Annotated in this window: 23 protein-coding genes and 1 tRNA gene; 3 read left to right on the forward strand and 21 right to left on the reverse strand. The window is 60.3% G+C overall.

Annotated features, from left to right (window positions below; genetic code table 11):
* Positions 1-174: 174 nt before the first annotated feature.
* From PPL01S_RS13805 to thrS, 14 genes are all read right to left on the reverse strand, one after another.
* A complete protein-coding gene (locus PPL01S_RS13805) occupies positions 175-1,647 on the reverse strand; it encodes a class I SAM-dependent DNA methyltransferase (protein ID WP_028625827.1) in 1,473 nt (490 codons plus the stop codon).
* A complete protein-coding gene (locus PPL01S_RS24325; protein WP_050483676.1) occupies positions 1,644-2,438 on the reverse strand; it encodes an HNH endonuclease signature motif containing protein in 795 nt (264 codons plus the stop codon). The genes PPL01S_RS13805 and PPL01S_RS24325 overlap by 4 nt, the downstream gene beginning before the upstream one ends.
* Complete coding sequence (locus PPL01S_RS13815) at positions 2,435-4,126, reverse strand: AAA family ATPase (RefSeq protein WP_028625826.1); 1,692 nt, start codon at positions 4,124-4,126, stop codon at positions 2,435-2,437. The genes PPL01S_RS24325 and PPL01S_RS13815 overlap by 4 nt, the downstream gene beginning before the upstream one ends.
* 2 nt (positions 4,127-4,128) lie before the next feature.
* Positions 4,129-5,868 (reverse strand): restriction endonuclease subunit S, encoded by a 1,740-nt coding sequence (locus PPL01S_RS13820; RefSeq protein WP_156042670.1) that lies wholly within the window; start codon positions 5,866-5,868, stop codon positions 4,129-4,131.
* Positions 5,865-8,654 (reverse strand): type I restriction endonuclease subunit R, encoded by a 2,790-nt coding sequence (locus PPL01S_RS13825; RefSeq protein WP_028625825.1) that lies wholly within the window; start codon positions 8,652-8,654, stop codon positions 5,865-5,867. The genes PPL01S_RS13820 and PPL01S_RS13825 overlap by 4 nt, the downstream gene beginning before the upstream one ends.
* A 202-nt stretch (positions 8,655-8,856) precedes the next feature.
* Positions 8,857-8,933 (reverse strand) — tRNA-Pro (locus PPL01S_RS13830).
* Positions 8,934-9,044: 111 nt separating this feature from the next.
* Positions 9,045-9,401, reverse strand: a complete 357-nt coding sequence (locus tag PPL01S_RS13835) for a MerR family transcriptional regulator (RefSeq protein WP_008100384.1) — start codon at positions 9,399-9,401, stop codon at positions 9,045-9,047.
* Positions 9,382-9,684, reverse strand: coding sequence for an integration host factor subunit alpha (ihfA, locus tag PPL01S_RS13840; protein ID WP_003250679.1), 303 nt, complete (start codon positions 9,682-9,684; stop codon positions 9,382-9,384). Before ihfA ends, PPL01S_RS13835 begins: the two co-directional genes overlap by 20 nt.
* 4 nt (positions 9,685-9,688) lie before the next feature.
* A complete protein-coding gene (gene pheT / locus PPL01S_RS13845; RefSeq protein ID WP_016391493.1) occupies positions 9,689-12,070 on the reverse strand; it encodes a phenylalanine--tRNA ligase subunit beta in 2,382 nt (793 codons plus the stop codon).
* Between the two features lie 31 nt (positions 12,071-12,101).
* Positions 12,102-13,118, reverse strand: a complete 1,017-nt coding sequence (gene pheS / locus PPL01S_RS13850) for a phenylalanine--tRNA ligase subunit alpha (protein WP_016391494.1) — start codon at positions 13,116-13,118, stop codon at positions 12,102-12,104.
* A 110-nt stretch (positions 13,119-13,228) separates the two neighbouring features.
* A complete protein-coding gene (gene rplT, locus PPL01S_RS13855; protein WP_003250671.1) occupies positions 13,229-13,585 on the reverse strand; it encodes a 50S ribosomal protein L20 in 357 nt (118 codons plus the stop codon).
* 28 nt (positions 13,586-13,613) lie between these two features.
* Positions 13,614-13,808: a 50S ribosomal protein L35 gene (gene rpmI / locus PPL01S_RS13860; protein WP_003250667.1), complete on the reverse strand. Its 195-nt coding sequence runs from the start codon at positions 13,806-13,808 to the stop codon at positions 13,614-13,616.
* A 60-nt stretch (positions 13,809-13,868) separates the two neighbouring features.
* A complete protein-coding gene (gene infC / locus PPL01S_RS13865) occupies positions 13,869-14,420 on the reverse strand; it encodes a translation initiation factor IF-3 (RefSeq protein WP_012052879.1) in 552 nt (183 codons plus the stop codon).
* On the reverse strand, positions 14,420-16,342 hold the full coding sequence (gene thrS, locus PPL01S_RS13870; RefSeq protein WP_016391495.1) for a threonine--tRNA ligase: 1,923 nt from the start codon (positions 16,340-16,342) through the stop codon (positions 14,420-14,422). Before thrS ends, infC begins: the two co-directional genes overlap by 1 nt.
* A gap of 336 nt (positions 16,343-16,678) precedes the next feature.
* On the opposite strand from thrS, the gene PPL01S_RS13875 reads away from it, so the two are divergent.
* Positions 16,679-16,984 carry a hypothetical protein gene (locus tag PPL01S_RS13875; protein ID WP_016391496.1) on the forward strand — a complete coding sequence of 102 codons (306 nt, stop codon included), beginning with the start codon at positions 16,679-16,681 and terminating at the stop codon, positions 16,982-16,984.
* Positions 16,985-17,148: 164 nt separating this feature from the next.
* Positions 17,149-17,361, forward strand: a complete 213-nt coding sequence (locus tag PPL01S_RS13880) for a cold-shock protein (protein ID WP_008100414.1) — start codon at positions 17,149-17,151, stop codon at positions 17,359-17,361.
* A 64-nt stretch (positions 17,362-17,425) separates the two neighbouring features.
* Here the strand turns inward: PPL01S_RS13880 and PPL01S_RS13885 are convergent, their stop codons facing one another.
* Positions 17,426-17,737: an I78 family peptidase inhibitor gene (locus PPL01S_RS13885; protein WP_016391497.1), complete on the reverse strand. Its 312-nt coding sequence runs from the start codon at positions 17,735-17,737 to the stop codon at positions 17,426-17,428.
* 297 nt (positions 17,738-18,034) lie between these two features.
* Here PPL01S_RS13885 and PPL01S_RS13890 point away from each other — a divergent pair, with 297 nt between their 5' ends.
* The gene (locus PPL01S_RS13890) at positions 18,035-18,247 is read left to right on the forward strand and encodes a hypothetical protein (protein ID WP_016391498.1); all 213 of its coding nucleotides are present in this window, start codon (positions 18,035-18,037) and stop codon (positions 18,245-18,247) included.
* On the opposite strand, the gene PPL01S_RS13895 is transcribed toward PPL01S_RS13890, so the two are convergent.
* From PPL01S_RS13895 to PPL01S_RS13920, 6 genes are all read right to left on the reverse strand, one after another.
* Positions 18,219-19,226: a nucleoside hydrolase gene (locus PPL01S_RS13895; protein WP_028625824.1), complete on the reverse strand. Its 1,008-nt coding sequence runs from the start codon at positions 19,224-19,226 to the stop codon at positions 18,219-18,221. The two genes, PPL01S_RS13890 and PPL01S_RS13895, sit on opposite strands and share 29 nt — an antisense overlap.
* A 165-nt stretch (positions 19,227-19,391) precedes the next feature.
* Positions 19,392-19,790: a D-ribose pyranase gene (rbsD, locus tag PPL01S_RS13900; protein WP_016391500.1), complete on the reverse strand. Its 399-nt coding sequence runs from the start codon at positions 19,788-19,790 to the stop codon at positions 19,392-19,394.
* The gene (gene rbsK, locus PPL01S_RS13905; protein ID WP_028625823.1) at positions 19,787-20,695 is read right to left on the reverse strand and encodes a ribokinase; all 909 of its coding nucleotides are present in this window, start codon (positions 20,693-20,695) and stop codon (positions 19,787-19,789) included. The genes rbsD and rbsK overlap by 4 nt, the downstream gene beginning before the upstream one ends.
* Positions 20,696-20,704: 9 nt before the next feature.
* Complete coding sequence (locus tag PPL01S_RS13910) at positions 20,705-21,730, reverse strand: LacI family DNA-binding transcriptional regulator (protein ID WP_028625822.1); 1,026 nt, start codon at positions 21,728-21,730, stop codon at positions 20,705-20,707.
* 6 nt (positions 21,731-21,736) lie between these two features.
* Entirely contained in the window at positions 21,737-22,732 is a 996-nt protein-coding gene (locus tag PPL01S_RS13915; RefSeq protein WP_016391503.1) for an ABC transporter permease, read from the reverse strand.
* Complete coding sequence (locus tag PPL01S_RS13920) at positions 22,729-24,282, reverse strand: sugar ABC transporter ATP-binding protein (protein ID WP_016391504.1); 1,554 nt, start codon at positions 24,280-24,282, stop codon at positions 22,729-22,731. Before PPL01S_RS13920 ends, PPL01S_RS13915 begins: the two co-directional genes overlap by 4 nt.
* Positions 24,283-24,293: the final 11 nt, after the last annotated feature.

A 24,293-nucleotide genomic window follows, 5' to 3' on the forward strand; every position in this document is an offset into this window, starting at 1 on the left:
TCCTGAAGGAGCGGCACCTCCTATTTTGGCCTCATTATGAGGCTTGGAGGTGTCTACGAAACCCGGGGCGATTCAACCAGTTTGAAAACCTCACCCTACTTCAGTTCGTAGAAGATCCTCAGCCCCTACTGCGTGTTGCGCTAAACAACTATAGCGCCACACAGTAATCGGGGCTCACTCGACCACTTCAGATTGCGGCAAACTCAAAGAAACCTCGCGAAACGCAAGCAAAGCCGCTTCGAGATTTTCGATGATCTCCTGCTGCAACACATCAGGTGGTGGCAGATCATCTAGGTTGTCGAGGTTATCGTCCTTCAGCCAAAAGATGTCGAGACTGGCCTTGTCACGGGCCATCAAGTCTTCGTAGCTAAAGTACTTGAAGCGCTCCGTCTCCTGCCGCTCAAAGCGGTTTTCAGGGTGGTAGCAGGTGATGAAATCTTGCAGATCGTCCAGCTTCAACGTACGCGTCTTCAGCGTGAAGTGCTTATTGGTACGCAGATCGTAAAACCACACACCCGTGGTATGCACGCGACCATCTTTAGGTGCATTATCGAATAGCACCACATTAGCTTTCACGCCTTGCGCGTAAAAAATACCGGTAGGCAAACGTAGGATAGTGTGAACATCGCAGTTCTCCAGCAGCTTGCGGCGAATTTTCTCGCCTGCACCGCCCTCAAACAATACGTTATCAGGTAGAACAACTGCGGCTTTGCCATCTACCTTCAACATACTGACAATATGCTGCAAGAAGTTGAGCTGCTTGTTCGAGGTGGTCTCCCAAAAATCCTGCCGCTCGTAAGTCAGCGCTTCTCTGTCTTCTTCACCCTCTTCATTGGTGATTGTCATGCTGCTCTTCTTTCCGAAGGGCGGATTGGCCAGCACGTAATCCACCTTGAGCTTGGGCTCCGAGATTAAGGCATCAGAACGCTCGACCGAAGGCTCTCCGTCCAGCTCACCGATGTTGTGCAGAAACAGGTTCATCAAGCACATACGACGCGTGTTGGGCACAATCTCGTTGCCATGGAAAGTTTGATCACGCAGAAACGCTTTTTGTGACTTGTTCAGCGTTGTGCCTGGGCGAGTCAACCAGTTGTAAGCACCTAGGAAGAAGCCACCCGTGCCACAGGCTGGGTCAGCTATGGTTCTCATCGGCTCGGGCCGCACGCAGGCCACCATGGCGTCGATCAGTACGCGTGGCGTGAAATACTGGCCAGCACCGCTCTTGGTATCTTCGGCGTTCTTCTGCAACAGGCCTTCGTACAGATCGCCCTTGGTATCGGCATCCAGGCTGATCCAGCTTTCGGCATCAATCAATTGCACAAGGCGGGAGAGTTTTGCCGGGTCCTGAATTTTGTTCTGCGCCTTGAAGAAAATGGCGCCCAGCATGCCGGACTCGTTACCTAGCTTGTGCAAGCAAGCCAAGTAATGAGCTTCCAGCGGCTCACCCACCTTGGACGTCAGACTGACCCAGTCGTACCCCCTGGGAATATGGGTGTCACGGTTGTAGGGCTCTTGCGCGTATTCATGCGCCAGCTTCAGGAACAGCAGATAAGTGAGCTGCTCCAGGTAATCGCCATAGCCCACGCCGTCGTCGCGCAGAGTATGGCAGAAGTTCCAGACTTTCTGGACGAGTGTACTTGTGTTCATAAGAGAGCTTCCACCCAAGCCTTTTCTCGATGCGTGCCAATGGCAGACCGAAAAAAACTTGCGTATTCGTAATCGTGGGAAAGGTGTTTGTTGATTTCAGAGATGACAGCCGGGTCGGATGTATCGCCTACGACTGCAAGCAAGGTAGCGAGTGTCTGCCAACGACTGCGCTTGTCTTCAGGCGTGTTCCATTCATTGAATCCCAGTCGGTCAATCGTGTAGCGCGCACGCTGATATTCCCAGGTGCCGTCCGGAGATACTGGCTTGACCTCGCCGTCAATACCATGGGCCAGCAATTCGCAATCAGCCTGCACGCAAGGGTCCAATAATCTGGGCGCCTCCGTATTCAGAGGCCCCGCAGGCAGAGCGCAACGCTGTATCTCATCGCGAATCGGGAATTCATTGGCCTTCCCGTGAAGCATGTCGGAGTCGTTTTTTTCTGGTCGATTGCACCGCTGGCATGAAAGGCGAAAATTCCACCACTCATATGCCAGCCAGTAATACCCGTTATGGCCTGCCAGCTTTACCCCATCAACGGTGATGCCCAGCTTGGGCCGGAAGTGGTCTACATCAAATGGGGCGCGTATGCTTTTCGCTTCGCAGTACCAGCATTTGTGTCCGCTGGCAGTCGCGAGCCACATTTTGAGCAAACCCCAGCTGCCGTTTCTTTTTATGTACTCAGACCGAAGGCCGTGAGTCCCCAAAGCATTGACCTTCGCTAACCTGCCGGCGTAAACCTTGGGCCAGCGTGCGGGCAAATGAGGTGGTAACGGTATCTGGATGAATCTCAAGCCTGCCCCTCCTGCAAACTGCGCAACAGACTTTTCACCAAGGCGTCGAGCGCCTTTTGTTTGTTATCTGGGGTGACAATGGCACCGTCGAGATCGCCATCCGCAGCCAGATCGAATCTAGCGCGCAAATACTCTTGCTCTAGCCTATCTCTTGAAGCGAAGTTGAAATCCAATCTTTCAAGACGCGTGCGAATTTCTACTAGCTTTGTCCGATCAGCATCGCTGAGCGCGGTCTGCTGGGTAGAGAGCTGATGCAGTACAAGTAGATCCTCATTCGTGGCGTTGTCCAGGCTGGAGCCTAAGCCAAACATATCGCTGGTCACAATGCCGGCAAAACCCATGCCCTTAGGGTCTACCGCCGGATTTTCGGCTTGCACGGTACGACTACTGGCTTCGCGGTACAAAATCTGCACCTGCTCTTTGACCAACTCTGCAATGGCCAAGGGGTTGTGGGTTGTCAGTACGATGTGACTGTTGTCCTGACCCTCGCTGTTCTGCCCGACAAAGGACTTGAGATAGTTCAGGTAGTCCACACACCAGCGCGGGTTCAAATGCGTATCCGGCTCATCCAGTAGAAACAGGCTTTCATTCTCGGCGGTGAAGCGCAGAAGCCCCAAAACTGTGAGCAACTGCTGCTCCCCTTCGCTCAGCTCGCGGAAGGTAACACTGCCATCATTCTTCTTTAGACGCACGCGGATGCGCACCTCTTCGATCAGTTCAGAAACATAGGTGCTTTCCAGATCGCGGAAGAACTCTGCAGGGGCCTGGTTGCCGACCAAGCGCCGCAGCGCGGCGATGTCCTTCACATACAAGTATTTGAACTGCAGCGTTTCCTTATTCCAGATCGAAGTCGAGACACGGCGGCTGACTTCGATAGGAGCCAGGGCGATGTCATAGAGGCGAGACAGAAAATCGCGCACCACGCCACGCGCATTCCAGAAGCGCGGGTCCCCATCGGCTGCCTTGGATTTCCACGGTGGTTGGCGCAGCACGAACAGCACCGACTCAATGCCTTCGTCCGGATCAAGGCCGAGGTGGTCATCAAGGAATGCCCGTACCACCTCGGACTGTTGAATCAAAAATGCCAGCAACACAAACTGGCTGTGCACCGGCATGGCATAGAACAGCCGCTTCAGGCCTGGGTCTTCGCCGTTGCGCAGCTTGCTGTCGTAGTTTTCGAGGTAGGGGCGGAATACCTCGTGCATGCGTGGGCTCTCACCCGAGTAGTAGCTGAACACGTAGCGCGGCAGATACTCGCTATCCGCATTTAGGAATGCTGTGAGCTTGATGGGCTCACCTTGCTGCGAATGATCTGCGTCGTTGCCGAAGTCCAAGACACTGTGAGTCAAGTCATTTTGCTTGATTTGCCGCGCATCGGCGACTCGAATCAGAAAGGCATCTTTCTCACGATCCGGATCGGCATCAATGTAGATGTGCCGCAGGTTCTCGCCCGCCCCCATGCGATAGGCCAGCTGAAAGGCAAAGGCAGGCGTGCGCTTCTTGCCAATCAGGTCGCGGAAGATGATGGCCAGTGCCTCCAGCACGTTAGACTTGCCGGTGCCGTTCCAGCCAATGACCACGGTTACCCAGTGATCCTGGTCGAAGTCGATGGTGACGTTCTTCAGGTTTTTGAACTGGTGCGCCGGGCTGTCTTTGGCGCTGCCAATGGTGAGTTTGTCGAGACGCATAGTCAGCCCGCTAGCAGTTTGAGCTTGTCGTACAGCTTGCGGCCTTGCGCATCGGTCACCGCCTCCACGGCCAGACGGCCTGCCTTATCTAGCTTGCGCAGCTCGGCATAAAGTTCTTCTATATGCTCGGTCAGCGCGCCATCGGCCACACCACAGCGGCGGAAGGCTTCTTGCGCCGGCACCCAGTCACCCGCCTCGGCGAGCACGTCGAGCAATTGGGTCACCAAGATGGCGATCTCCTTTTTTTGTTTGGTCTTGCGTACCTTGGGTTGCTTGGCACGTTCCGCCCGCTCGGCGCGGATACGTTCCGGCAGCACGCTGGCCGGTTCGTCGTTCGGGTCTTGCGGCACCAACTGGCCGGCGAAGGCGGCGCGGAGGATGTTTTGGCGTTGAGCGGTAGATTGTTTGAGGGCAAGGGCAATGGCTGCGCCTTGCCTTTCCATCTCTTCCTTTGTGGTCTGTAACAAACGAACAATCTCTGTTTGCTCGTTTATCGGCGGTAGCGGAAATTCCAGCTCAGCGAATCGACCAGCACCGAGGTGCGCAATATTTGTCGTGATCTTGGCAATCTTTCTGAATCTGCCAGAGTGCATGTAGTGGAGGAAGACCGCGATTGCGTACTCAGCGAGCACGCCGCTTTCGGCTCTGAAACGCACCAATGTGTTTGTAAAACAAGCACGAGGGAGCTCGCCGCGATAGATTGCCGGGCGCCCGACCAACTCTAAGCTTTGCCCCTCGTTCAATAGAACATCCCCAGGACTGAGCCTGAAGGAGGCTTCTTCCTCCGTGGAAAAGTGCATTTCCATGACGTCTGAGATATCAATGCGCTCTTCGAATACATTCGCCACTCTCAGATACGGCACCATGTTTTCGCCACTGTGGAACTGTGGAGCTCTCTGCCGCCCGAGTTGCACTTCTCCGGCTTGATCGACCCGAGCCCACACCCACCCCTGCGGCAATTCCGGTAAATCGGTGGTATCGGGCTGCGCTGGCTCGGGGTATTTCTTCTGCCAGCCCTTGGACGGGGCTTTGCCTTGTTCCTTGTATTTGGTGAGCTGTTTGGCTTCCCAGCGGGCGCGGCGCTCGGTGAGAATGCGCGTCAGCAGTTGCGCGCCGGTTTCAAAGCGTCCGTGCGTCGTGCGCCACTCGGCCGTAAGCGCACCTTCAACGGCGGCCTTGAGCAGCGACTGGCGGTATTGTGCCAGCTTCTTCTGCGCGGCCTTCAGCTCGGCCACGCCGACATCGAGACCGGACAGCAGTTCTTCGAGTTTGGCGACGATGCGGGTTTGGGTGAAGCGCCCCGCAAGCCTGAATTCGTAGTTGGCCAGCGTGCTCGCCTTAACGCGCATTAGAGAGCCGCCGACACCTGAAGCGTTTGCAGCCAAGAAATCCCGAACAGCCGCTTGCCGAAGAAAATGCGCCAAGTACTCGGGATGTACGAACTTGTTCTGATTGAAGGTGATCCATTCTGTTGAGGCAATCTGCTTGCGACCGCTCGACGGCTTCACCACCCAGACACGATTGATGCGCGGATTGATCTTGCAAAGCAGGACCATGCCTTCGGAAACGACTTGCTTGTTTGAACCTATGTCGATGCCTCGCACGATTTCTGGAATGCCAGTCTTATGTGCAGGAACGCTATAAAGCTCAAACTCTTCGTCAGGAAATTCAAACGGGTTAATGCCATTGCCCGATACGGTTGGCAGGTCCCCCATCGGCATTGAAACCAAGGAAGCGCTCACGCCACCAACTCCTCATTCATTTCATTCATCAGCGTGTCCAGTTCCTTGCCAAACAGGCCCCAGGCCTTTTGCAATCCGCCTTTGTTGGCCAGTTCGGCATAGTCAAAATCGTCGCGGTTTATGCTGCAACTGCTGATGATGTGGTCTCTCATCAGCCGTAGCCACTCGGTCTGCTCAGGGGTAAAGGCCGTGCCGCGCCGGGCGTTGTGGCGGAAGATCCAAGCCTGAAAGCGGCGATCCACTTCATCAGCAAAGGGCTTCAGTTCGGCACCTGCGCCATCCAGCCCCAGCACAAAGCGCAACAGGCTGACCAGATCGGTGAGCTGTCGTTTGCGATCCGCACCTTTCACTGCAGTCGTTTGCACGCGGGCATAGGCGCTCCACAGCCGTTCGGTGGTGAGCATCAGCGGCGGCTTGCTCAAATGCTCGTGTAGTTCTTCCAGCATCTCGAAGGTGAGCGCGCGGCGCTGGTAGGGCTGCTGGTAAAAGAAGCTGAGGGCGGCGATCTCGTCCTTGTGCTGCCGAATGTAGTCCGAAAAGCTCTGGATTACCGCGCTCGCCTGCGTTTCGGTTTGTTCTGAGAAGCCGCTGAAGGTCACCTGATCGAGGTTGATATGGTCGATGAGTTGCTCGCGCTCGCGGCGGGCGCTTTCGATTTCGTCACGCAGCTCCGGTTTGTCAAAGGGAGCACAGGCGGAGGCCACACGTTCGGCGCGGGCGGCTGCGATTTCTTCGGGCAACAACGTGTCTTCACTGCGGATGATGCCTTTTTCTTTGGCGGTGACCAAGGCGGTTTGGACGATGCCATCGGGGTCCAGCGCGGAGATCAGACCTTTGCCGAGTTTACCCACCGGAATGCCGCCGCTGACCATCTCGATTCGGGCTAAGGCCTTGTCATCGAGCTGTTTGGCCAGGCGCACCAGGCGGTTGCCCAGCGATAGCACAGTGTCATCGTCGCGACTGCCCATGGCCACGCCTTGCAGCAGCTCTTTCAGCGCCACGCTGGGTTTCTTCTCCAGCGGGCGGCTTTCGGTCTTGAGGGATTTCTCCACACCCACGGCATCAATGAGAACGAAGCGGGTCTTGGCACCATCGGCACTGTTGCTGACGCGCTTGAGACTGTCGCCGTCCAGGCTGCGCACGCCACGGCCCTTCATCTGCTCGTAGTAACCCTTGCTGCGGACATCGCGCATGAAGAGCAGCACTTCCAGCGGCTTGACGTCGGTGCCGGTGGCGATCATGTCCACGGTGACGGCGATGCGTGGGTTGTAGTCGTTGCGAAAGCTGCTGAGGATGCTGTCAGCGTCTTCTTCAGCTCGGTAGGTGACTTTCTTGCAGAAGGCATTGCCCTGCCCGTAAACCTCGCGCACGATGTTGATGATGTCGTCGGCATGGCTGTCGGTCTTGGCAAAGATCAAGGTTTTGGGTGTCTCCTTGCGGGCCGGGAATATCTGCGCTTCCACGGCAGTTTTCATGGCCTGGATCACCTGCCGGATCTGGCTCACGTTGACCACCGATTTGTCCAGCTCCTTGCCGGTGTAGGCGATATCATCTTCCGTTTCGCACCAGCGTTTTTTGCGAGTGGCGCGATCGCGGTGGTCCACCCATTCCTTGGCTTTCAGTTCCGCGCCTTTCTGGGTAATTTCGGTTTCGATTTCGTAGACGTCATAACCCACGTTGACGCCATCAGCCACGGACTGTTCGTAAGTGTATTCGGCAACGATGTTTTCATTAAAAAAGCCGAAGGTACGTTTGTCTGGCGTGGCGGTAAGGCCTACCAGGCTGGCATCAAAATAATCGAGCACCTGCTTCCACAGGTTGTAGATGCTGCGGTGGCATTCGTCGATGATGATGAAGTCGAAAGTTTCCACCGGCACGGCCGGGTTGTAGCGAACGAACTTTTCCAGCTTGACGGTCTGCTGCACTTCGTTGAGCGACACATCCTCAGCCGATTCATCAATAGGTTCGCCGGAGAGGATGGAGTACATGCGCTGGATAGTGCTAATACACACCTGCGTATGCGGATCGATATTGGGCGAGACGAGACGCTGCACGTTGTATAGCTCGGTGAACTTACGACCATCGTCTGGCGGCGTGTAGGCCATGAATTCCTGATGCGCCTGTTTGCCCAGATTGCGAGTGTCGACCAGGAACAGAATGCGCTTGGCACCGCCGAATTTGAGCAGGCGGTAGACCGCGGTAATGGCGGTAAAGGTTTTACCGGCGCCGGTGGCCATGTGTACGAGCGCACGCGGCTTATTGTGTGCCAGGGAACTTTCCAGCCCTGTAACGGCGCTAATTTGGCAATCGCGCAGATTGAGCTCAAGCAAAGCAGGCATGTGCTCTGCGAGACGGCAACGAAGGGTTTCAGATTGGTTCAACCAGGACGCAAGCGTTTCCGGTTTGAAGAAATGGAATATCTCACGCGAACGCGGTAACGGATCCGATCTATCGGTAAAGCGGATGATCTGACCGGTGGCTTCGAACAGAAAGCGCAGCGGAGTGTTGTCTTTGCGCCATTTGGGCATAGCGCTGGCATAGCGCTCGCTTTGACCTTCAGTGATAGTTAGGTTTTCACCCGCGGCGTCCTTTTTAGCTTCAATTACCCCCACTGAGACCCTACCTACAAAAAGCACATAATCTGCAGGCCCTGAATCAGTCGGAAATTCCCGCACAGCCACACCTCGCGCCGCGCCTAAATTGAGCTGTTTCATGTCCTGGACGACCCAGCCAGCCTGCTCGAGCTTCTGGTCAATCTGCTGACGTGCTTTAGATTCTGGCGTCATGATGCTGATCCCTGCGATTTTGGCTCCGTTGAGCTAGAGCTATCGATAATTTGCTGCGATACGCATCACAGGAGTTTGAGTAAGACAATCTCAATTGGCAACCAATTGGCAACCAGAACGATCATCTTTAGATCAGCCATGAAATACAGCGGGCATAAAAAAATCCAAGCACCCATAAGTGCTTGGATTTTTTAGGGTATTTTGGTCGGGACGGAGTGATTCGAACACTCGACCCCTTGCACCCCATGCAAGTGCGCTACCGGGCTGCGCTACGCCCCGACTGGGCTTTGAAGCATGTTCTCAATGTTGCCGAGAACGTTGAAGAATGTACCCTAACCTTCTGATAAGTGAAAGCTTTTTTTCAAAAATTTCCACTCATTACCAACCCGGTCACTTCTTCAACACCACCAACACATCCTCCAACTCGACAATCATCTGCCGAATCAGCTGCTTGTACTGGCTCGACTCATCCTTCACCTCATCACTGGAAAGCCGCAACCGTGCCCCGCCAATGGTGAACCCCTGGTCATAAAGCAGCGCGCGAATCTGGCGGATCATCAGCACGTCCTGCCGCTGGTAATACCGCCGATTGCCCCGCCGCTTCACGGGGTTAAGCTGAGGAAACTCCTGCTCCCAGTACCGCAGCACGTGTGGCTTCACGGCACACAACTCGCTCACTTCACCAATGGTGAAGTAGCGTTTGCCCGGTATGGGGGGCAGTTCGTCGTTATGGCTTGGTTCCAGCATAGGCCTCAACCCGGGCCTTCAACTTCTGCCCTGGACGAAAGGTGACGACGCGCCGTGCGGTGATCGGGATCTCTTCCCCTGTCTTGGGGTTGCGGCCCGGCCGCTGGCGTTTGTCGCGAAGGTCGAAGTTGCCGAAACCGGACAACTTGACCTGCTCGTTCTCTTCAAGTGCGTGCCGAATTTCTTCAAAAAACAGCTCGACCAGCTCCTTGGCCTCACGCTTGTTAAGCCCCAGCTCCTCGTACAGCCTTTCGGCCATCTCAGCTTTCGTCAGAGCACCCATGCCGTTATTTCCTTAACGTGGTGTTCAACCTTTGTTCGAGCGAGGTGAGGATGTTCTGCAGGGTAGTATTCACCTCATCGTCGTTAAGAGTGCGCGATGGATGCTGCCAGGTCAAGCCGACGGCCAGGCTTTTTCTATCAGGATCAATGCCTTTACCTTGGTAGACGTCAAACAGCCTGAGGTCTGTCAGCCATTCGCCTGCATTGTCACGAATTACTTCAAGCACCGAGCTAGAAGCTACATCACGTCCTGCGATCAAGGCCAGGTCGCGACGGGTTTCCGGGAACTTGGAGAGTTCGCTGAACTTCGGCAGGCGGCCTTCGACCACGTCACCCAGCACCAGCTCGAAGACGAACACCGGGCGGTCCAGGTCCAGGGCCTTGGCGAGCTCTGGGTGCAGGGCGCCGAGGTAGCCGACTTCCTTGCCGTCGCGCTCGATGCGGGCGGTCTGGCCGGGGTGCAGGGCGTGGTGCTTGTCGGCGACGAAGGTGAAGTCGCTGAGCGCTCCCGAGTAACCCAGCAGGGCTTCCACGTCAGCCTTGACGTCGAAGAAGTCGATGCTGTCGCGACCGTTGGCCCAGCCTTCCGGCAGGCGGCTGCCGGTGACGACGCCGGCGATCATCGGTTGCTGCTTGAGGTCGCCGAGCTGGCCGACGAAGCGCAGGCCGCTTTCGAACAGGCGCACGCGGTCTTGCTGGCGGTTGAGGTTGTGCTGCAGCGCCTTGACCAGGCCTGGCCACAGGGACGCACGCATGGCGGCCATGTCGCTGGAGATCGGGTTGGCCAGCAGCAGCGGCTCGACGCCTGGGGTGAACAGCTCGAACAGTTTCGGGTCGATGAAGCTGTAGGTGATGGCTTCCTGGTAACCACGGGCCACCAGCAGGCGGCGCAGGTTCGGCAGCTCGCCGCGGGTTTCCGGGCGGGTTTGCGGGGCCAGGCGGGCTTGCGGGTAGCGAACCGGCAGGTTGTTGTAGCCGTACAGGCGGGCCAGCTCTTCGATCAGGTCGACTTCCAGGCTGATGTCGAAGCGGTGGCTCGGGACGTTGACGGTCCACTGCCCTGCCCCGTTGGCCGTGGTGGTCAGCTCCAGGGCGTTGAGCATCTGCTCGACCTGGGCGGCGTCCAGCTCCATGCCGAGCATCTGGGTGATGCGTTCGGCGCGCAGGGTCACCGGGGCGACTTGCGGCAGGTGCTGCTCGCTGACGGCTTCGACGATCGGGCCGGCTTCGCCGCCGACGATCTCGAGGACCAGCGCGGTGGCGCGCTCCATGGCTTCGCGGGCCAGCTGCGAATCGACGCCGCGCTCGTAGCGGTGCGAGGCGTCGGTGTGCAGGCCGTAGGAACGGGCCTTGCCAGCGACGGAGATTGGCTCGAAGAAGGCGCTTTCGAGGAACAGGTCGCGGGTCTTCTCGGTGTTGACGCCGCTGTGCTCGCCACCCATCACGCCGGCAATGGCCAGGGCGCGGGTGTGGTCGGCGATGACCAGGGTGTCGGCGCGCAGGGCAACTTCCTGGCCGTCGAGCAGGACGAGCTTCTCGCCCTCTTCGGCCATGCGCACGCGGATGCCGCCGTTGATTTCGGCGAGGTCGAAGGCGTGCATCGGTTGGCCGAGTTCGAGCATCACGTAGTTGGTGATGTCGACGGCGGCGTCGATGCTGCGCACGTCGCTGCGACGCAGGCGCTCGACCATCCACAGCGGGCTCGGCTTGCTCAGGTCGACGTTGCGGATGACGCGGCCCAGGTAGCGCGGGCACGCGGCAGGCGCGGTGACTTCGACCGGGCGCACTTCGTCGTGGGCGGCCGCGACGGCCGGCACGACCGGGCGGGTGACCGGGACGTTGTACAGGGCGCTGACGTCGCGGGCCAGGCCCGCCAGGGACAGGCAGTCACCGCGGTTCGGGGTGAGGCCGATCTCGATGCTGGCGTCGTCAAGGTTCAGGTACTGACGGATGTCCTGGCCAACCGGGGCGTCGGCTGCCAGTTCCAGCAGGCCGTCGTTCTCTTCGCTGATCTGCAGCTCGGCCGCCGAGCACAGCATGCCGAAGGACTCGACGCCGCGCAGCTTGGCCTTCTTGATCTTGAAGTCGCCTGGCAGTTCGGCGCCGATCATGGCGAACGGGATCTTGATGCCTGGGCGGGCGTTAGGGGCGCCGCACACGACCTGGAAGGTTTCCTGGCCGCTGCTGACCTGGCACACGCGCAGCTTGTCGGCGTCCGGGTGTTGTTCGGTGGCGAGGATCTCGCCCACGACGATGCCGCTGAACTGGCCGGCAGCGGGGGTCACGCTGTCGACTTCGAGGCCGGCCATGGACAGGCGGGCGACCAGTTCGTCACGGGAGACTTGCGGGTTTACCCAACCGCGCAGCCACTGTTCACTGAATTTCATGCTGTTCTCCTGAAAGTTGCGTCGATTGGGCCTAGCGGAATTGGGCTAAGAACCGCAGGTCGTTGTCGAAGAACAGACGCAAATCGTTGACGCCATAGCGCAGCATGGCCAGGCGCTCGGCGCCCATGCCGAAGGCGAAGCCCTGGAACTCTTCAGGGTCGATGCCGGACATGCGCAGCACGTTCGGGTGGACCATGCCGCAGCCCATCACTTCCAGCCAGCCGGTCTGCTTGCACACGCGGCAGCCTTTGCCGGAACACATCACGCACTGGATGTCGACTTCGGCGGACGGCTCGGTGAACGGGAAGAACGACGGGCGGAAGCGCACGGCCAGTTCTTTCTCGAAGAACACCCGCAGGAACTCTTCGATGGTGCCCTTGAGGTCGGCGAAGTTGATGTCGCGATCGATCAGCAGGCCTTCGACCTGGTGGAACATCGGCGAGTGGGTGATATCCGAGTCGCAGCGGTACACGCGGCCCGGGCAGACAATGCGGATCGGCGGCTGGGTGGACTCCATGGTCCGCACCTGCACCGGCGAGGTGTGGGTACGCAGCAGCATGTTGGCATTGAAGTAGAAGGTGTCGTGCATCGCCCGGGCCGGGTGGTGGCCTGGGATGTTGAGCGCTTCGAAGTTGTGGTAGTCGTCTTCGACCTCAGGGCCTTCGGCGATGCCGTAGCCGATGTGGGTGAAGAACTGCTCGATGCGCTCGAGTGTACGGGTGATCGGGTGCAGGCCACCGGTGGCCTGGCCGCGACCTGGCAGGGTCACATCAATGCATTCGGCGGCCAGGCGAGCGCTGAGCTCGGCCTCTTCGAAGGCTGCCTTGCGTGCGTTGAGCACCTCGGTGACGCGCTCTTTGGCGTCGTTGATCAGCGCGCCGACTTTCGGCCGCTCTTCGGCTGGCAGGTTGCCCAGGGTCTTCATCACCTGGGTCAGTTCGCCCTTCTTGCCGAGATACTGAACCCGGATCTGTTCCAGGGCATTGATGTCTTCAGCGCGCTCCACAGCTTCAAGGGCTTGGGAGACCAGCGCATCCAGGTTTTCCATGTACAGACTCCAGATACGAAAATAGGGGAAGAGCTTTGAAGGCTCTTCCCCTATCGATGACGTTTTACACCCGCCAGCGCAGCGCGCTGACGGATGATTGTCGTGGGTACTTAAGCCAGAACGGCTTTAGCTTTCTCGACAATTGCAGCAAACGCCGCTTTTTCGTTCACTGCCAGGTCAGCCAGAACCTTACGGTCGATTTCGATCGACGCCTTTTTCAGGCCAGCAATCAGACGGCTGTACGACAGACCGTTGGTGCGGGCACCGGCGTTGATACGAGCGATCCACAGTGCGCGGAACTGACGCTTCTTCTGGCGACGGTCGCGGTAGGCGTATTGGCCTGCCTTGATGACTGCCTGCTTGGCTACGCGGAATACGCGCGAGCGTGCACCGTAGTAACCTTTAGCCAGTTTCAGAATTTTTTTGTGACGCTTACGAGCGATAACGCCGCGCTTTACACGAGCCATGAGTAACTTCCTCTATCTTTGACCAGAATTAACGTACGCGCAGCATGCGCTCGACTTTTGCCACGTCAGACGGGTGCAGCAAGCTGGCACCGCGCAGTTGACGCTTACGCTTGGTCGACATTTTGGTCAGGATGTGGCTCTTGAAAGCGTGCTTGTGCTTGAAGCCGGAAGCGGTCTTCAGGAAGCGCTTCGCAGCACCGCTCTTGGTTTTCATTTTTGGCATGTTGGAACTCCGCATTCGATAAAATTACACATAATCATCAGGCCTGCCGTGCCCGGGAGATTACTTCTTTTTCTTGGGGGCGATGACCATCATAAGCTGGCGTCCTTCCATCTTCGGATGCTGCTCAACGGTGCCGTATTCGGCGAGGTCGGCTTCGACCCGCTTCAACAGCTCCATGCCCAGCTCCTGGTGGGCCATCTCACGACCACGGAATCTCAGAGAGATCTTGGCCTTGTCCCCATCGGTAAGGAAACGTACCAGGTTGCGTAGTTTTACCTGGTAATCCCCATCCTCCGTCCCTGGACGAAACTTGATTTCTTTGATCTGGATCTGCTTCTGGTTTTTCTTGGCTTCGTTAGCCTGCTTCTTCTTCTCGAAGAGGTGCTTGCCGTAGTCCATGACCTTGCAGACGGGCGGTACCGCGTCTGCAGAGATTTCTACCAGATCCAGCTTCGCTTCATCAGCGATACGCAGCGCTTCATCAATCGAGACGATGCCAACCTGCTCGCCGTCTGCGCCAATTAACCGAACCTCGCGGGCCGAGATATTCTCGTTGATCGGGGCCTTCGGTACAGCACGCTTATCGTTTCTCATTTCACGCTTAATAGTCATTACTCCGATTCTTGGCGACCACGCCGGGAAACCGCTTGTGTCAGCAACTCAGCGAATTGGGCGACGGGCATGGAGCCCAGGTCTGCGCCTTCGCGAGTACGCACAGCGACGGTTTGCGTTTCGACTTCGCGGTCCCCTATAACCAAAAGGTACGGGACCTTGAGCAAAGTATGCTCGCGGATTTTAAAGCCGATCTTCTCATTTCTCAAGTCCGACTTGGCACGGAAACCGCTACCGTTCAGGGTATTTTCTACCTCGAGGGCGAAATCGGCCTGTTTGTCGGTGATGTTCATGATCACCGCCTGGGTCGGTGCCAGCCAGGCCGGGAACACACCAGCGTAGTGTTCGATCAGCATGCCGATGAAGCGCTCGAACGATCCGAGGATCGCGCGGTGCAGCATGACTGGGCGAACACGGCTGTTATCTTCGGCGATATAGCTGGCATCCAGACGTTCTGGCAGGTTCGGGTCGTACTGCAGGGTACCGCACTGCCAGTTACGGCCGAGGCAGTCACGCAGGGTGAACTCGATCTTCGGACCGTAGAACGCGCCCTCGCCCGGCTGGTATTCCCACTCCAGGCCCGATTCGTTCAGGGCGTCGGCCAGTGCACCTTCGGCACGGTCCCACAGCTCTTCGGAACCCACGCGCTTGGCCGGACGAGTGGACAGTTTCATGGCCACGTCGGTGAAACCGAAGTCCTTGTACACGTCCAAGGTCAGCTTGATGAAGTCGGCGGCTTCCTTCTTCACCTGCTCTTCGGTGCAGAAGATGTGCGCGTCGTCCTGCACGAAGCCACGCACGCGCATGATGCCGTGCAGGGCGCCGGACGGCTCGTTGCGGTGGCAGGCACCGAACTCGGCCAGGCGCAGCGGCAGGTCGCGGTAGGACTTCAGGCCCTGGTTGAACACCTGCACGTGGCACGGGCAGTTCATCGGCTTGACCGCGAAGTCGCGGCTTTCCGACGAAGTGGTGAACATGTTCTCAGCGTAGTTCGACCAGTGGCCGGAACGCTCCCAGAGGATGCGGTCGACGACCTGTGGGGTCTTGATTTCCTGGTAGCCGTTGACGCGCTGAACCTGGCGCATGTACTGCTCGAGCACCTGATAGACGGTCCAGCCGTTGGCGTGCCAGAACACCATGCCCGGGGCTTCTTCCTGCAGGTGGAAGAGGTCGAGCTGCTTGCCGATCTTGCGGTGGTCGCGTTTCTCGGCTTCTTCGATGCGCTGGATGTAGGCGGCCAGCTGCTTCTTGTCAGCCCAGGCGGTGCCGTACACGCGCTGCAGCTGCTCGTTCTTGGCATCGCCACGCCAGTAGGCGCCGGACAGCTTGGTCAGCTTGAATGCCTTGAGGAAGCGGGTGTTCGGCACGTGCGGGCCACGGCACATGTCGACGTATTCTTCGTGGTAGTACAGGCCCATGGCCTGTTCGTCCGGCATGTCTTCGACCAGGCGCAGCTTGTAGTCTTCGCCACGGGTCTTGAACACGTCGATGACTTCGGCGCGCGGGGTCATCTTCTTGACCACGTCGTAGTCTTTCTCGATCAGCTCCATCATGCGCTTTTCGATGGCGGCCATGTCTTCAGGGGTGAAGGGGCGCTCGTAGGCGATGTCGTAATAGAAGCCTTCGTCGATGACCGGGCCGATGACCATCTTGGCGGTCGGATACAGCTGCTTCACCGCGTGGCCGATCAGGTGGGCGCACGAGTGACGGATGATCTCCAGTCCCTCTTCATCTTTAGGGGTGATGATCTGCAGGGTGGCGTCGTGGGTGATCAGGTCGCAGGCATCGACCAGCTTGCCATCGACCTTGCCGGCCAGGGTGGCCTTGGCCAGGCCTGCGCCGATCGACGCGGCAACGTCGGCCACGGATACGGCGTGATCGAACGCGCGTTGACTGCCATCGGGAAGAGTAATAACGGGCATGGCGCCTCCTCTCCTAGTGGTGACCCCTACCAAAGGTCACGTGGGTTGGGATGAGCCAGTACAAGATCCGACCTGCCTTCCGCGGACGGGAAGCCTGCCTCACAGTGGCAGAAGCCTTTCGGCTTGCCAGGGGGACCTGAGTGACTGGAAAGTAAAAAGATAGCTGCAACCTGCAAGTCTGCAGGTGCAAGCCGGGCATGCTAGCACGCGGGCTACATGGCCGGCAGAAATATTTGGGAATTGCGCCGCAGCGGTGAACTTACGCGGAAAATTCCCTATCAGACCTTGGGAAGCAACCTACTCTTGATGAGACCTTGACCCAAGGAGTAACCGGTTATGCGAGTTCCGTCTCTTCTGGCCCTGGCGGCCGCTGGCGCCCTGCTGCTGCCTGTGGCTGCGAACGCCGGCAACTTCCCTGCAGGGAAAGAAGCCAGCTATATGACCCAGTGCACACAAGTGGCCAGCGGCCAGGGCGTTGATGCCGCGACCGCGAAAAAGCACTGCGATTGCGGTGCCCAAGCGATCAAGAAGAATTTCACCGATGCCGAGATTGCCGACCTGGACAGCGCCGATGGTGTTGATGCCAAGCTGATGCAGAAGGCGCAAACCGTTGTGCAGCAGGCCTGCAAGCCGAAGAGCTGAACCGTTGAAGCCAGAGCAGGCCAGGCATTATTTGCCCTGGATCAGTATCCTGCGAAGGTAAAAGGCGCTAGATCCGCAGAATTAGACTATGATGTTCCCCGTGCTCCGTAGCCTCGGCCACATTGCACCACCGAAAAAATCAAAATGTACTGGAGATTCACCCCATGTCCAATCGCCAAAACGGCACCGTCAAATGGTTCAATGATGAGAAAGGCTACGGCTTCATCACCCCAGCAGGCGGCGGCGACGACCTGTTCGTACACTTCAAGGCCATCGAATCCGACGGCTTCAAGAGCCTGAAAGAAGGCCAGGCTGTTACCTTCGTCGCCGAGCGCGGCCAGAAGGGCATGCAGGCTGCACAGGTTCGTCCGGAGTAATTCGGAAGCTGTAAAAAAAACCCGCCCTTGTGGCGGGTTTTTTTATGACTTGAGGCCAGTGTGATCAACCGCAGTTGACCCGAGTCACCACACCCCGCTCGTCCACATTCAGGTTCAAGCGCTCTGAACGGTACTCCAGAGTCACCACATCATGCGGCTTGAGAATACGCGCCATCTGCGACCCACTGGCCTTGCGCGCCTGCTCGAGCAGATCGGCACTGCCTGGCTTGCCGATGGCGAAGTCGGCGCCGCTGGCCTCGCAACGGCCGTCGTTGCCAGCAGGCTCCTTGCCACCACCAGAGTTGCCGCCAGTGCTGCAACCGGCCAGTACGGCAGCGACCAGCAAGGTTGTCAGGGAAGCACGGGTTCGGAACATGAATCCTCCTAAATTCGATCTGGGAACTGCCTGATCGGACAGTTCCACCAAGCATTTGTTGCAAAACTGAAAAGTTTGCCTGAACAAGACAGTACAGGCGAAAGACAATCGTGACCGGATTTTGCCGCGTTTATCGCAAGCCGCTTGGTTTGCGCCGCGATGCTCCCTATGCTGGGAGGCGCAAGGGTATTGACGCAATGTCATGAATTACCTTAAGAAGTGAAGGCACAATGCCTTCTTCGAACACCAGGGTCAGGTGTTCGCCCCTTCGCGCCAGGCCCCCAGCGAGAGCCTTTCATGAGCAGCCATAGCATCGACGCCGATATCAAGGTCAAGTGGGCCGAGGGCCAGAGCGCCTACAGCCCCAGCACCCCCGAAGAACTGCTGTTGATCGCCATCGACCTGCTGGTGCGTGATCGCGGCGGCGAAGCGGCGCGCAGCTTCATCGACCAGGTGTTCGAGCGCTACGCGCCACACGCGGCTATGGCAATCGAGCCAGGCGCGCGCTGAGCAGGTCGAAGAAGCCCTGGGCGTCTCCCTCCGCCACCCACGTCACGTTGGCAGGCTTGCCGAGCACGCCGTACCAGTCGGCGACGGTTTGACCGAAAGTCGGCCCTTCGCGGCTGTCCACGCTCAGGTGGATGCGCCGGCCACTGAACAGCTCGGGCTTGAGCAGGTAGGCGATGACGCTGGCGTCATGCACGGGGCCGCCGGGCAGGCCGTAGAGGTCCATGTCGTGCTTGACGTAGGCCTCGAGGATATCCACCACCCGCTGGCTGGCGTGCTTGTTGACCGCGGCCAGCTGCTTGAGGCGGGCGTCGCTGGTGAGCAGCTTGTGGGTCACATCCAGTGGCAGGTACGTCAGCGGGACGTCACTGGCCAGCACCACCTCGGCGGCATGCGGGTCGGCGAACAGGTTGAATTCCGCCGCCGGGGTGATATTGCCGCCGTTGAAGTGCGCGCCACCCATCACCACGACTTCCTTGATGCCTTTGGCGATTTCCGGGCGCTGGACCAGTGCCAGGGCCAGGTTGGTCTGTGGGCCGAGCATGGCCAGGGTGATGCTTTGCGGCTCGGCGGCGGCCAAGGTGTCGACCAGGTACTGCACGGCGCTGCCCTGGGCCAGCGGTTGCTTGGGCTCATGCACCTTGACGCCGGTCAGGCCCCCTTCGCCGTGTAAGTCGGCGGCGTAGATGGGCGCGCGGACCAGCGGTCGCCCTGCCCCGGCGTAGACCGGGATGTCTTCGCGGCCCGCCCATTCCCGGGCCAGGCGGGCGTTGCGCGAGGTCTTGTCGAGGCGCACGTTGCCGGCCACGGTAGTGATGGCGCGGATGTCGAGTTCGTCGGGCGAGGCCATGGCGAGGAACAGGGCGACCACATCGTCGGCACCGGGGTCGGTGTCGATGATCAGCGCGCGCGGGGCGGCCTGGAGGGTGGTGGTTGCGGCTGCGGCCATGAGGGGGAGTCCTTGTAGCAGGGGTTTGAGCATCGGGCACTCCTGTTGCCTTGGGGGGATCGTTTGGGGCCGCTTTGCGGCCCATCGCCGGCAAGCCGGCTCCCACACAGGTTTCGCATTAATCCTCAGGGCCAGCATTGACAGCGAAGATCCCTGTAGGAGCGGGCTTGCCGGCGATCGAGGGCGCAGCCCTCGCCTCTAGAAGGTCACCCCGGAAATCAGGGCAATATTGCTGTAGGGCTGGCACTCCCCGGTGCGCACCACGGCTCGGGCACTGCGCGACAGCGCTTTGAGCTCTTCATGGCTCAACCATTCACGCTTGCCCAACTTGCCCTTGAGGCGCTCGATCTCGACCAACGCCGGCGGCACCACCTTCTGCATTTCCTCGGCCAGCACATGCCGCTCCACCTGCAGCTCGCTCAGCACCGCCCGCAGCACGCTGGCAAAGTCCGGAACCCCCGCCGTCAACGCCAGGTCGATCAGCTCGACGCCGGGCGGCACCGGCAGCCCGGCATCACCGATCACCAGGATGTCACCGTGACCCATGCCGGCAATGGTCCGCGACAGGGCGACATTGAGCAGCGTGGTCTTTTTCATGGAGTCAGCTCCGCCAGATAGGGAATCGAAGGCTGCGCGCCGGCGCGGGTGACGGACAATGCCGCAGCGCGCTGGCCGAATGCGATGGCCTCGCCCTCCTCCTTGCCCTGCACCAGCGCCGCAGCGAACCCGCCGACGAAGGTATCGCCCGCGGCCGTGGTGTCCAGCGGCTTGACCTGAGGCGCAGGAAAATGCCGACTGCCTTCCCGGCTGACGAACAGCGCGCCCTGTGCGCCCAGGGTGATGATCACCTTGCCAGCGCCCAGCTGCAGCAGACGCTCGGCGGCGCGGCGTGCGCTGTCCAGGTCAGTGACCGGCCCGCCCGTGAGTGCTTCGGCCTCGTGTTCATTGGGGATCAGGTAGTCGATGTTGGCGAACCATTCGGCCGGCAGCGGTCCGGTGACCGGCGCCGGGTTGAGAATCACCCGCTTGCCCAGTGCCCGCGCCCTGGCCAGGGTCCAGGCCACGGTGGCGGCAGGCACCTCCAGCTGGCAGACGACCACCTCGGCGGCCTGCAGCAAGCCATCGAAACGCTGCACGACCTCAGGCGTCAGCAGGCCATTGCCGCCAGGGATGATGACGATGCAGTTCTGGCTGCTGGCATCCACCGTGATCAGCGCCACGCCACTGGACACACCGGGGCACACGCCGACCGCCTGGCAATCGATGCCCTCCTGCTCCAGAGCCTCGCGCAGCTGCTGGCCATAGGCATCATCGCCGACGTTGCCGACCATCGCCACGCTGCCGCCCAGGCGCGCCACGGCGACCGCCTGGTTGGCGCCCTTGCCGCCCGGCACGGTGAAGAAGCTTTCGCCCGCCAATGTCTCGCCTGCGCGTGGCAAGCGCTCGGCGCGTGCCACCAGGTCCATGTTGAGGCTACCGACCACCAGCACCTTGGCACTCATGACGATTCCTTAGCGGTAATCATTGAACAGGTCCGGGCGCGGCCCGGTGGATTCGCGCAGCACGATGCGCGGGGCGACGATGCGCTGCTCAGCCGTCGCCTCCCGGGTCGGCATGGCGATGCGCGACAGCAGCAGCGCCGCAGCACTTTCGCCCAGCTCGCGGATCGATTGGCCGACCGTGGTCAGCGGCGGGTAGACGTAACGGCTCAGTTCGATATCGTCGAAACCGATCACCGACAGCTCGCCCGGTACGCTGATGTTGCGCTCGGCCGCCGCACGCAGCACACCGAAGCCGATCATGTCGTTGCCGGCGAAGATCGCCGTGGGCCGCTTGCCGTCCAGCAGCTGCACGGCCGCCGCATGACCCCCGGGGCTGGTGAAGTCGCAATGCAGCACATGGGCGCTGCCCACGGCGACGCCCGCCTCGGCCATTGCACGCTGGAAACCGGCCAGGCGCAACTGGCTGACGCCGGTCTCGGCAGGGCCGCCAATATAGGCGATGTCGCGATGGCCCAGCTCCAGCAAATGGCAGGTCGCGAGGTAAGCGCCGTGTTCATGGTCGATACGCACAAGGTCCGCGTCCACACCTTCCAGTTCGCGGTCGACGATGACCATTGGCGTGCGCACGTTGGCCAGGCTCTGCAACAGGTCGCTGTCTTCGCCCACCGACGCCACCACCAGGCCATCGATGCGCTTTTCCAGCAGCACGCGCAAATAGCTGCGCTGCTTCTGCGGGTTGTCGTCGGAGTTGCACAGGATCACGCAATAGCCATTGCGCTCGCAGGCGTCCTCGATACCCCGCGCCAGCTCGGCGAAATAAGGGTTGACGCTGTTGGGCACCAGCAAACCGATGGTGGCCGTGCTGCGCGCCTTGAGCGAGCGCGCCACGGCACTGGGCACGTAATCGAGCTCGACGATGGCCGCCTCGACCTTGAGCCGCACCTGCTCGCTGACCGGCCGGGTCTTGTTCAGCACATGGGAAACGGTGGTGTAGGAAATACCCGCTAGTGCGGCGACGTCTTTGATGGTTGCCATGTTTTTTCAGTTCCGCCGGTTCGCACGCCGGCTGCGATAAGTGTCGAGCACCACGGCGATGACGATGACCGCCCCGGTGATGATGCGTTTGGTCGGTTCCGATGCGCCGATCTGGGCCAGGCCTGCGGCCAGTACCGAGATGATCAGCACACCGAAGAAGGTGCTGATGACCGAGCCGCGCCCGCCCATCAGGCTGGTGCCACCGATGACCACGGCGGCGATCACCTGCAGCTCGAGGCCGGAGCCGGCATTCGGGTCGGCCGCCTCCAGCCGGGAAATCTGGAACAGTGCCGCCAGGCCTGCGAGCAGCCCCATCAGCGCGAACACCAGTACCTTGTAGGGACGCGGGTCGATGCCGGCCAGGCGCACGGCCTCTTCGTTGGTGCCGATGCCGATCAGGTAGCGGCCGAACACCGTGCGGGTCAGCACCAGTTGGGCAACGATGATCACCAGCAGGGCAATGATGAAGGCCGGCGAGATGCCGAAGGCGATCGGGTTGGAGAACCAGGCATAGGCATCGCCGATGTAGGCGGTGCGCGAGTCGGTGAACTGGTAGGCCAGGCCTCGGGCCATTTCCAGCACACCCAGGGAAACGATGAACGACGGAATACGCCAGGCCACGGTCACCGCCCCGGTGACACTCCCCGCCAGGGCCGCGACGGCCATGCCGAGCAGGGCCGACGGCAGCACGCCCCAGCCCCAGCCGAGGATCGCCACGCTGACCGTGGACGCCGCCAGGGCCAGCACCGAGCCGACCGACAGGTCGATGCCGCCGATGATCAGCACGAAGGTCATGCCCACGGCCAGCACCATCAGGTCGGGAATCTGGTTGGCCAGGGTGCTGAAGGTGGCGTAGGACCAAAAGTGGCTGCTGAGCAGCGAGAACAGCACGATCATCGCCAGCAAGGCGCCGGCCAGGCCCAGGTACGTGCCAAGGCCGAAGTAGCTGGCGCTGCGGCGGGTGGTCGAGCCGTCGGTGGTTTCGAGCGGTGTGGTCTTCATGCATCCATCCTGGGGGCTGCGTCGTGCAGCAAAGCATCACGTTTCTGGTAGCCGGCGAACGCGGCAGCGAGCAGCTGGTCCTGGCTCCAATGATCACGGTCGAAGGTGTCGATCAGGCGACCGGCGCTGAGCACGGCGATGCGGTCGCAGATCAGCATCAGCTCGCGCAGGTCGCTGGATACCACCACCAGCGCCTTGCCCTGGCGGGCCAGTTCGGCGAGCAGACCGTAGATGTCGAACTTGGCGCCAACGTCGATGCCGCGAGTCGGCTCGTCGAACAGCAGCACCTGGCAGTCGCGCTCCAGCCAGCGGCCGATCACCACCTTCTGCTGGTTGCCGCCCGACAGCTCGCCGACGACCTGGGCAGCACCGGCACTGCGGATGCGCATGGCGGCGATCTGCCGCTCGGCCAGCGCCCGCTCGGCGTCGCCGTCGAGCACGCCAGCGCGGGACACGGCGCCCAGGTTGCCCAAGGCGATGTTTGCGCTGATCGACTGCGACAACAGCAGGCCTTCGCCCTTGCGGTCCTCGGTGATCAAGGCGATGCCGGCCTTGACCGCCGCCTTGGGCGAGTCGATGGTCACCGGCCGAGGCGGCTGGCCGAGGGCGATGCTGCCGCTGTCGGCCCGGTCTGCACCGAAGATCAGCCGCAGCAGTTCGGTGCGCCCGGCGCCGATCAGGCCGGAGATGCCGAAGATCTCCCCTGCCCTGACCTCCAGCGATACGTCGCGCACCTTGTCGCCGCGGCACAGGTGCTCGACCTTGAGCAGCGGCGCGCCGATCGTGCGGCGGCCCAGGTCGATGTGTTCGCCCAGCTCGCGGCCGACCATCAGGTTGACCAGCTGGTTGCTGCTGTAGCGCTGGATCGGCTCGTCGCACACCCGCTTGCCGTCGCGCAGCACGACGATGCGCTGGGCAACGCGCTGCAGCTCTTCAAGCCGATGGGAGATGTAGACGATGGCCACGCCACGCTGGCGCAGGCGTTCGATCTGCACGAACAGCAGCTCCACCTCGCGGGCGGTGAGCATGGCCGTGGGTTCGTCGAAGATCAGCACATGGCAGTCGCCGATCAGGTTGCGGGCGATCTCGACCATCTGCTGGTGGCCGATGCCCAACTCGCCGACCGGGGTGTCCGGGTCGATGGCATCGAGGCCGACCTGGGCCATGGCGGCGGTGGCCAGTTGGCGCAGGCGCTTGTGGTTGATCCAGCCGAAACGGCTGGGCAGGTTGTCGAGGAACAGGTTCTCGGCCACGGTCAGGGTCGGCAGCAGGTTGAGTTCTTGCATCACCATGCGCACGCCCAGGCGCTCGGCATCGCTGCGGCTGGCGGGGGCATAGGCCTGGCCACGGTAGCGCATATGCCCGGTGGTGGGCGTTTCCAGGCCACTGATGAGCTTGGACAGGGTGCTCTTGCCCGCGCCGTTCTCACCGGTCAGGGCCAGCACCTCGCCGGCGCGCAGGGTCAGGCTGATGTCGCCGAGCACAGGCTGGGCATAGCTTTTGCCCAACCCGGTGGCAATCAGCACCCCCTCCTCAGCCGCTGCGGACATGGCCATCTCTC

This window comes from Pseudomonas plecoglossicida NBRC 103162 = DSM 15088, from assembly GCF_000730665.1.
Taxonomy (GTDB): Bacteria; Pseudomonadota; Gammaproteobacteria; order Pseudomonadales; family Pseudomonadaceae; genus Aquipseudomonas; species Aquipseudomonas plecoglossicida.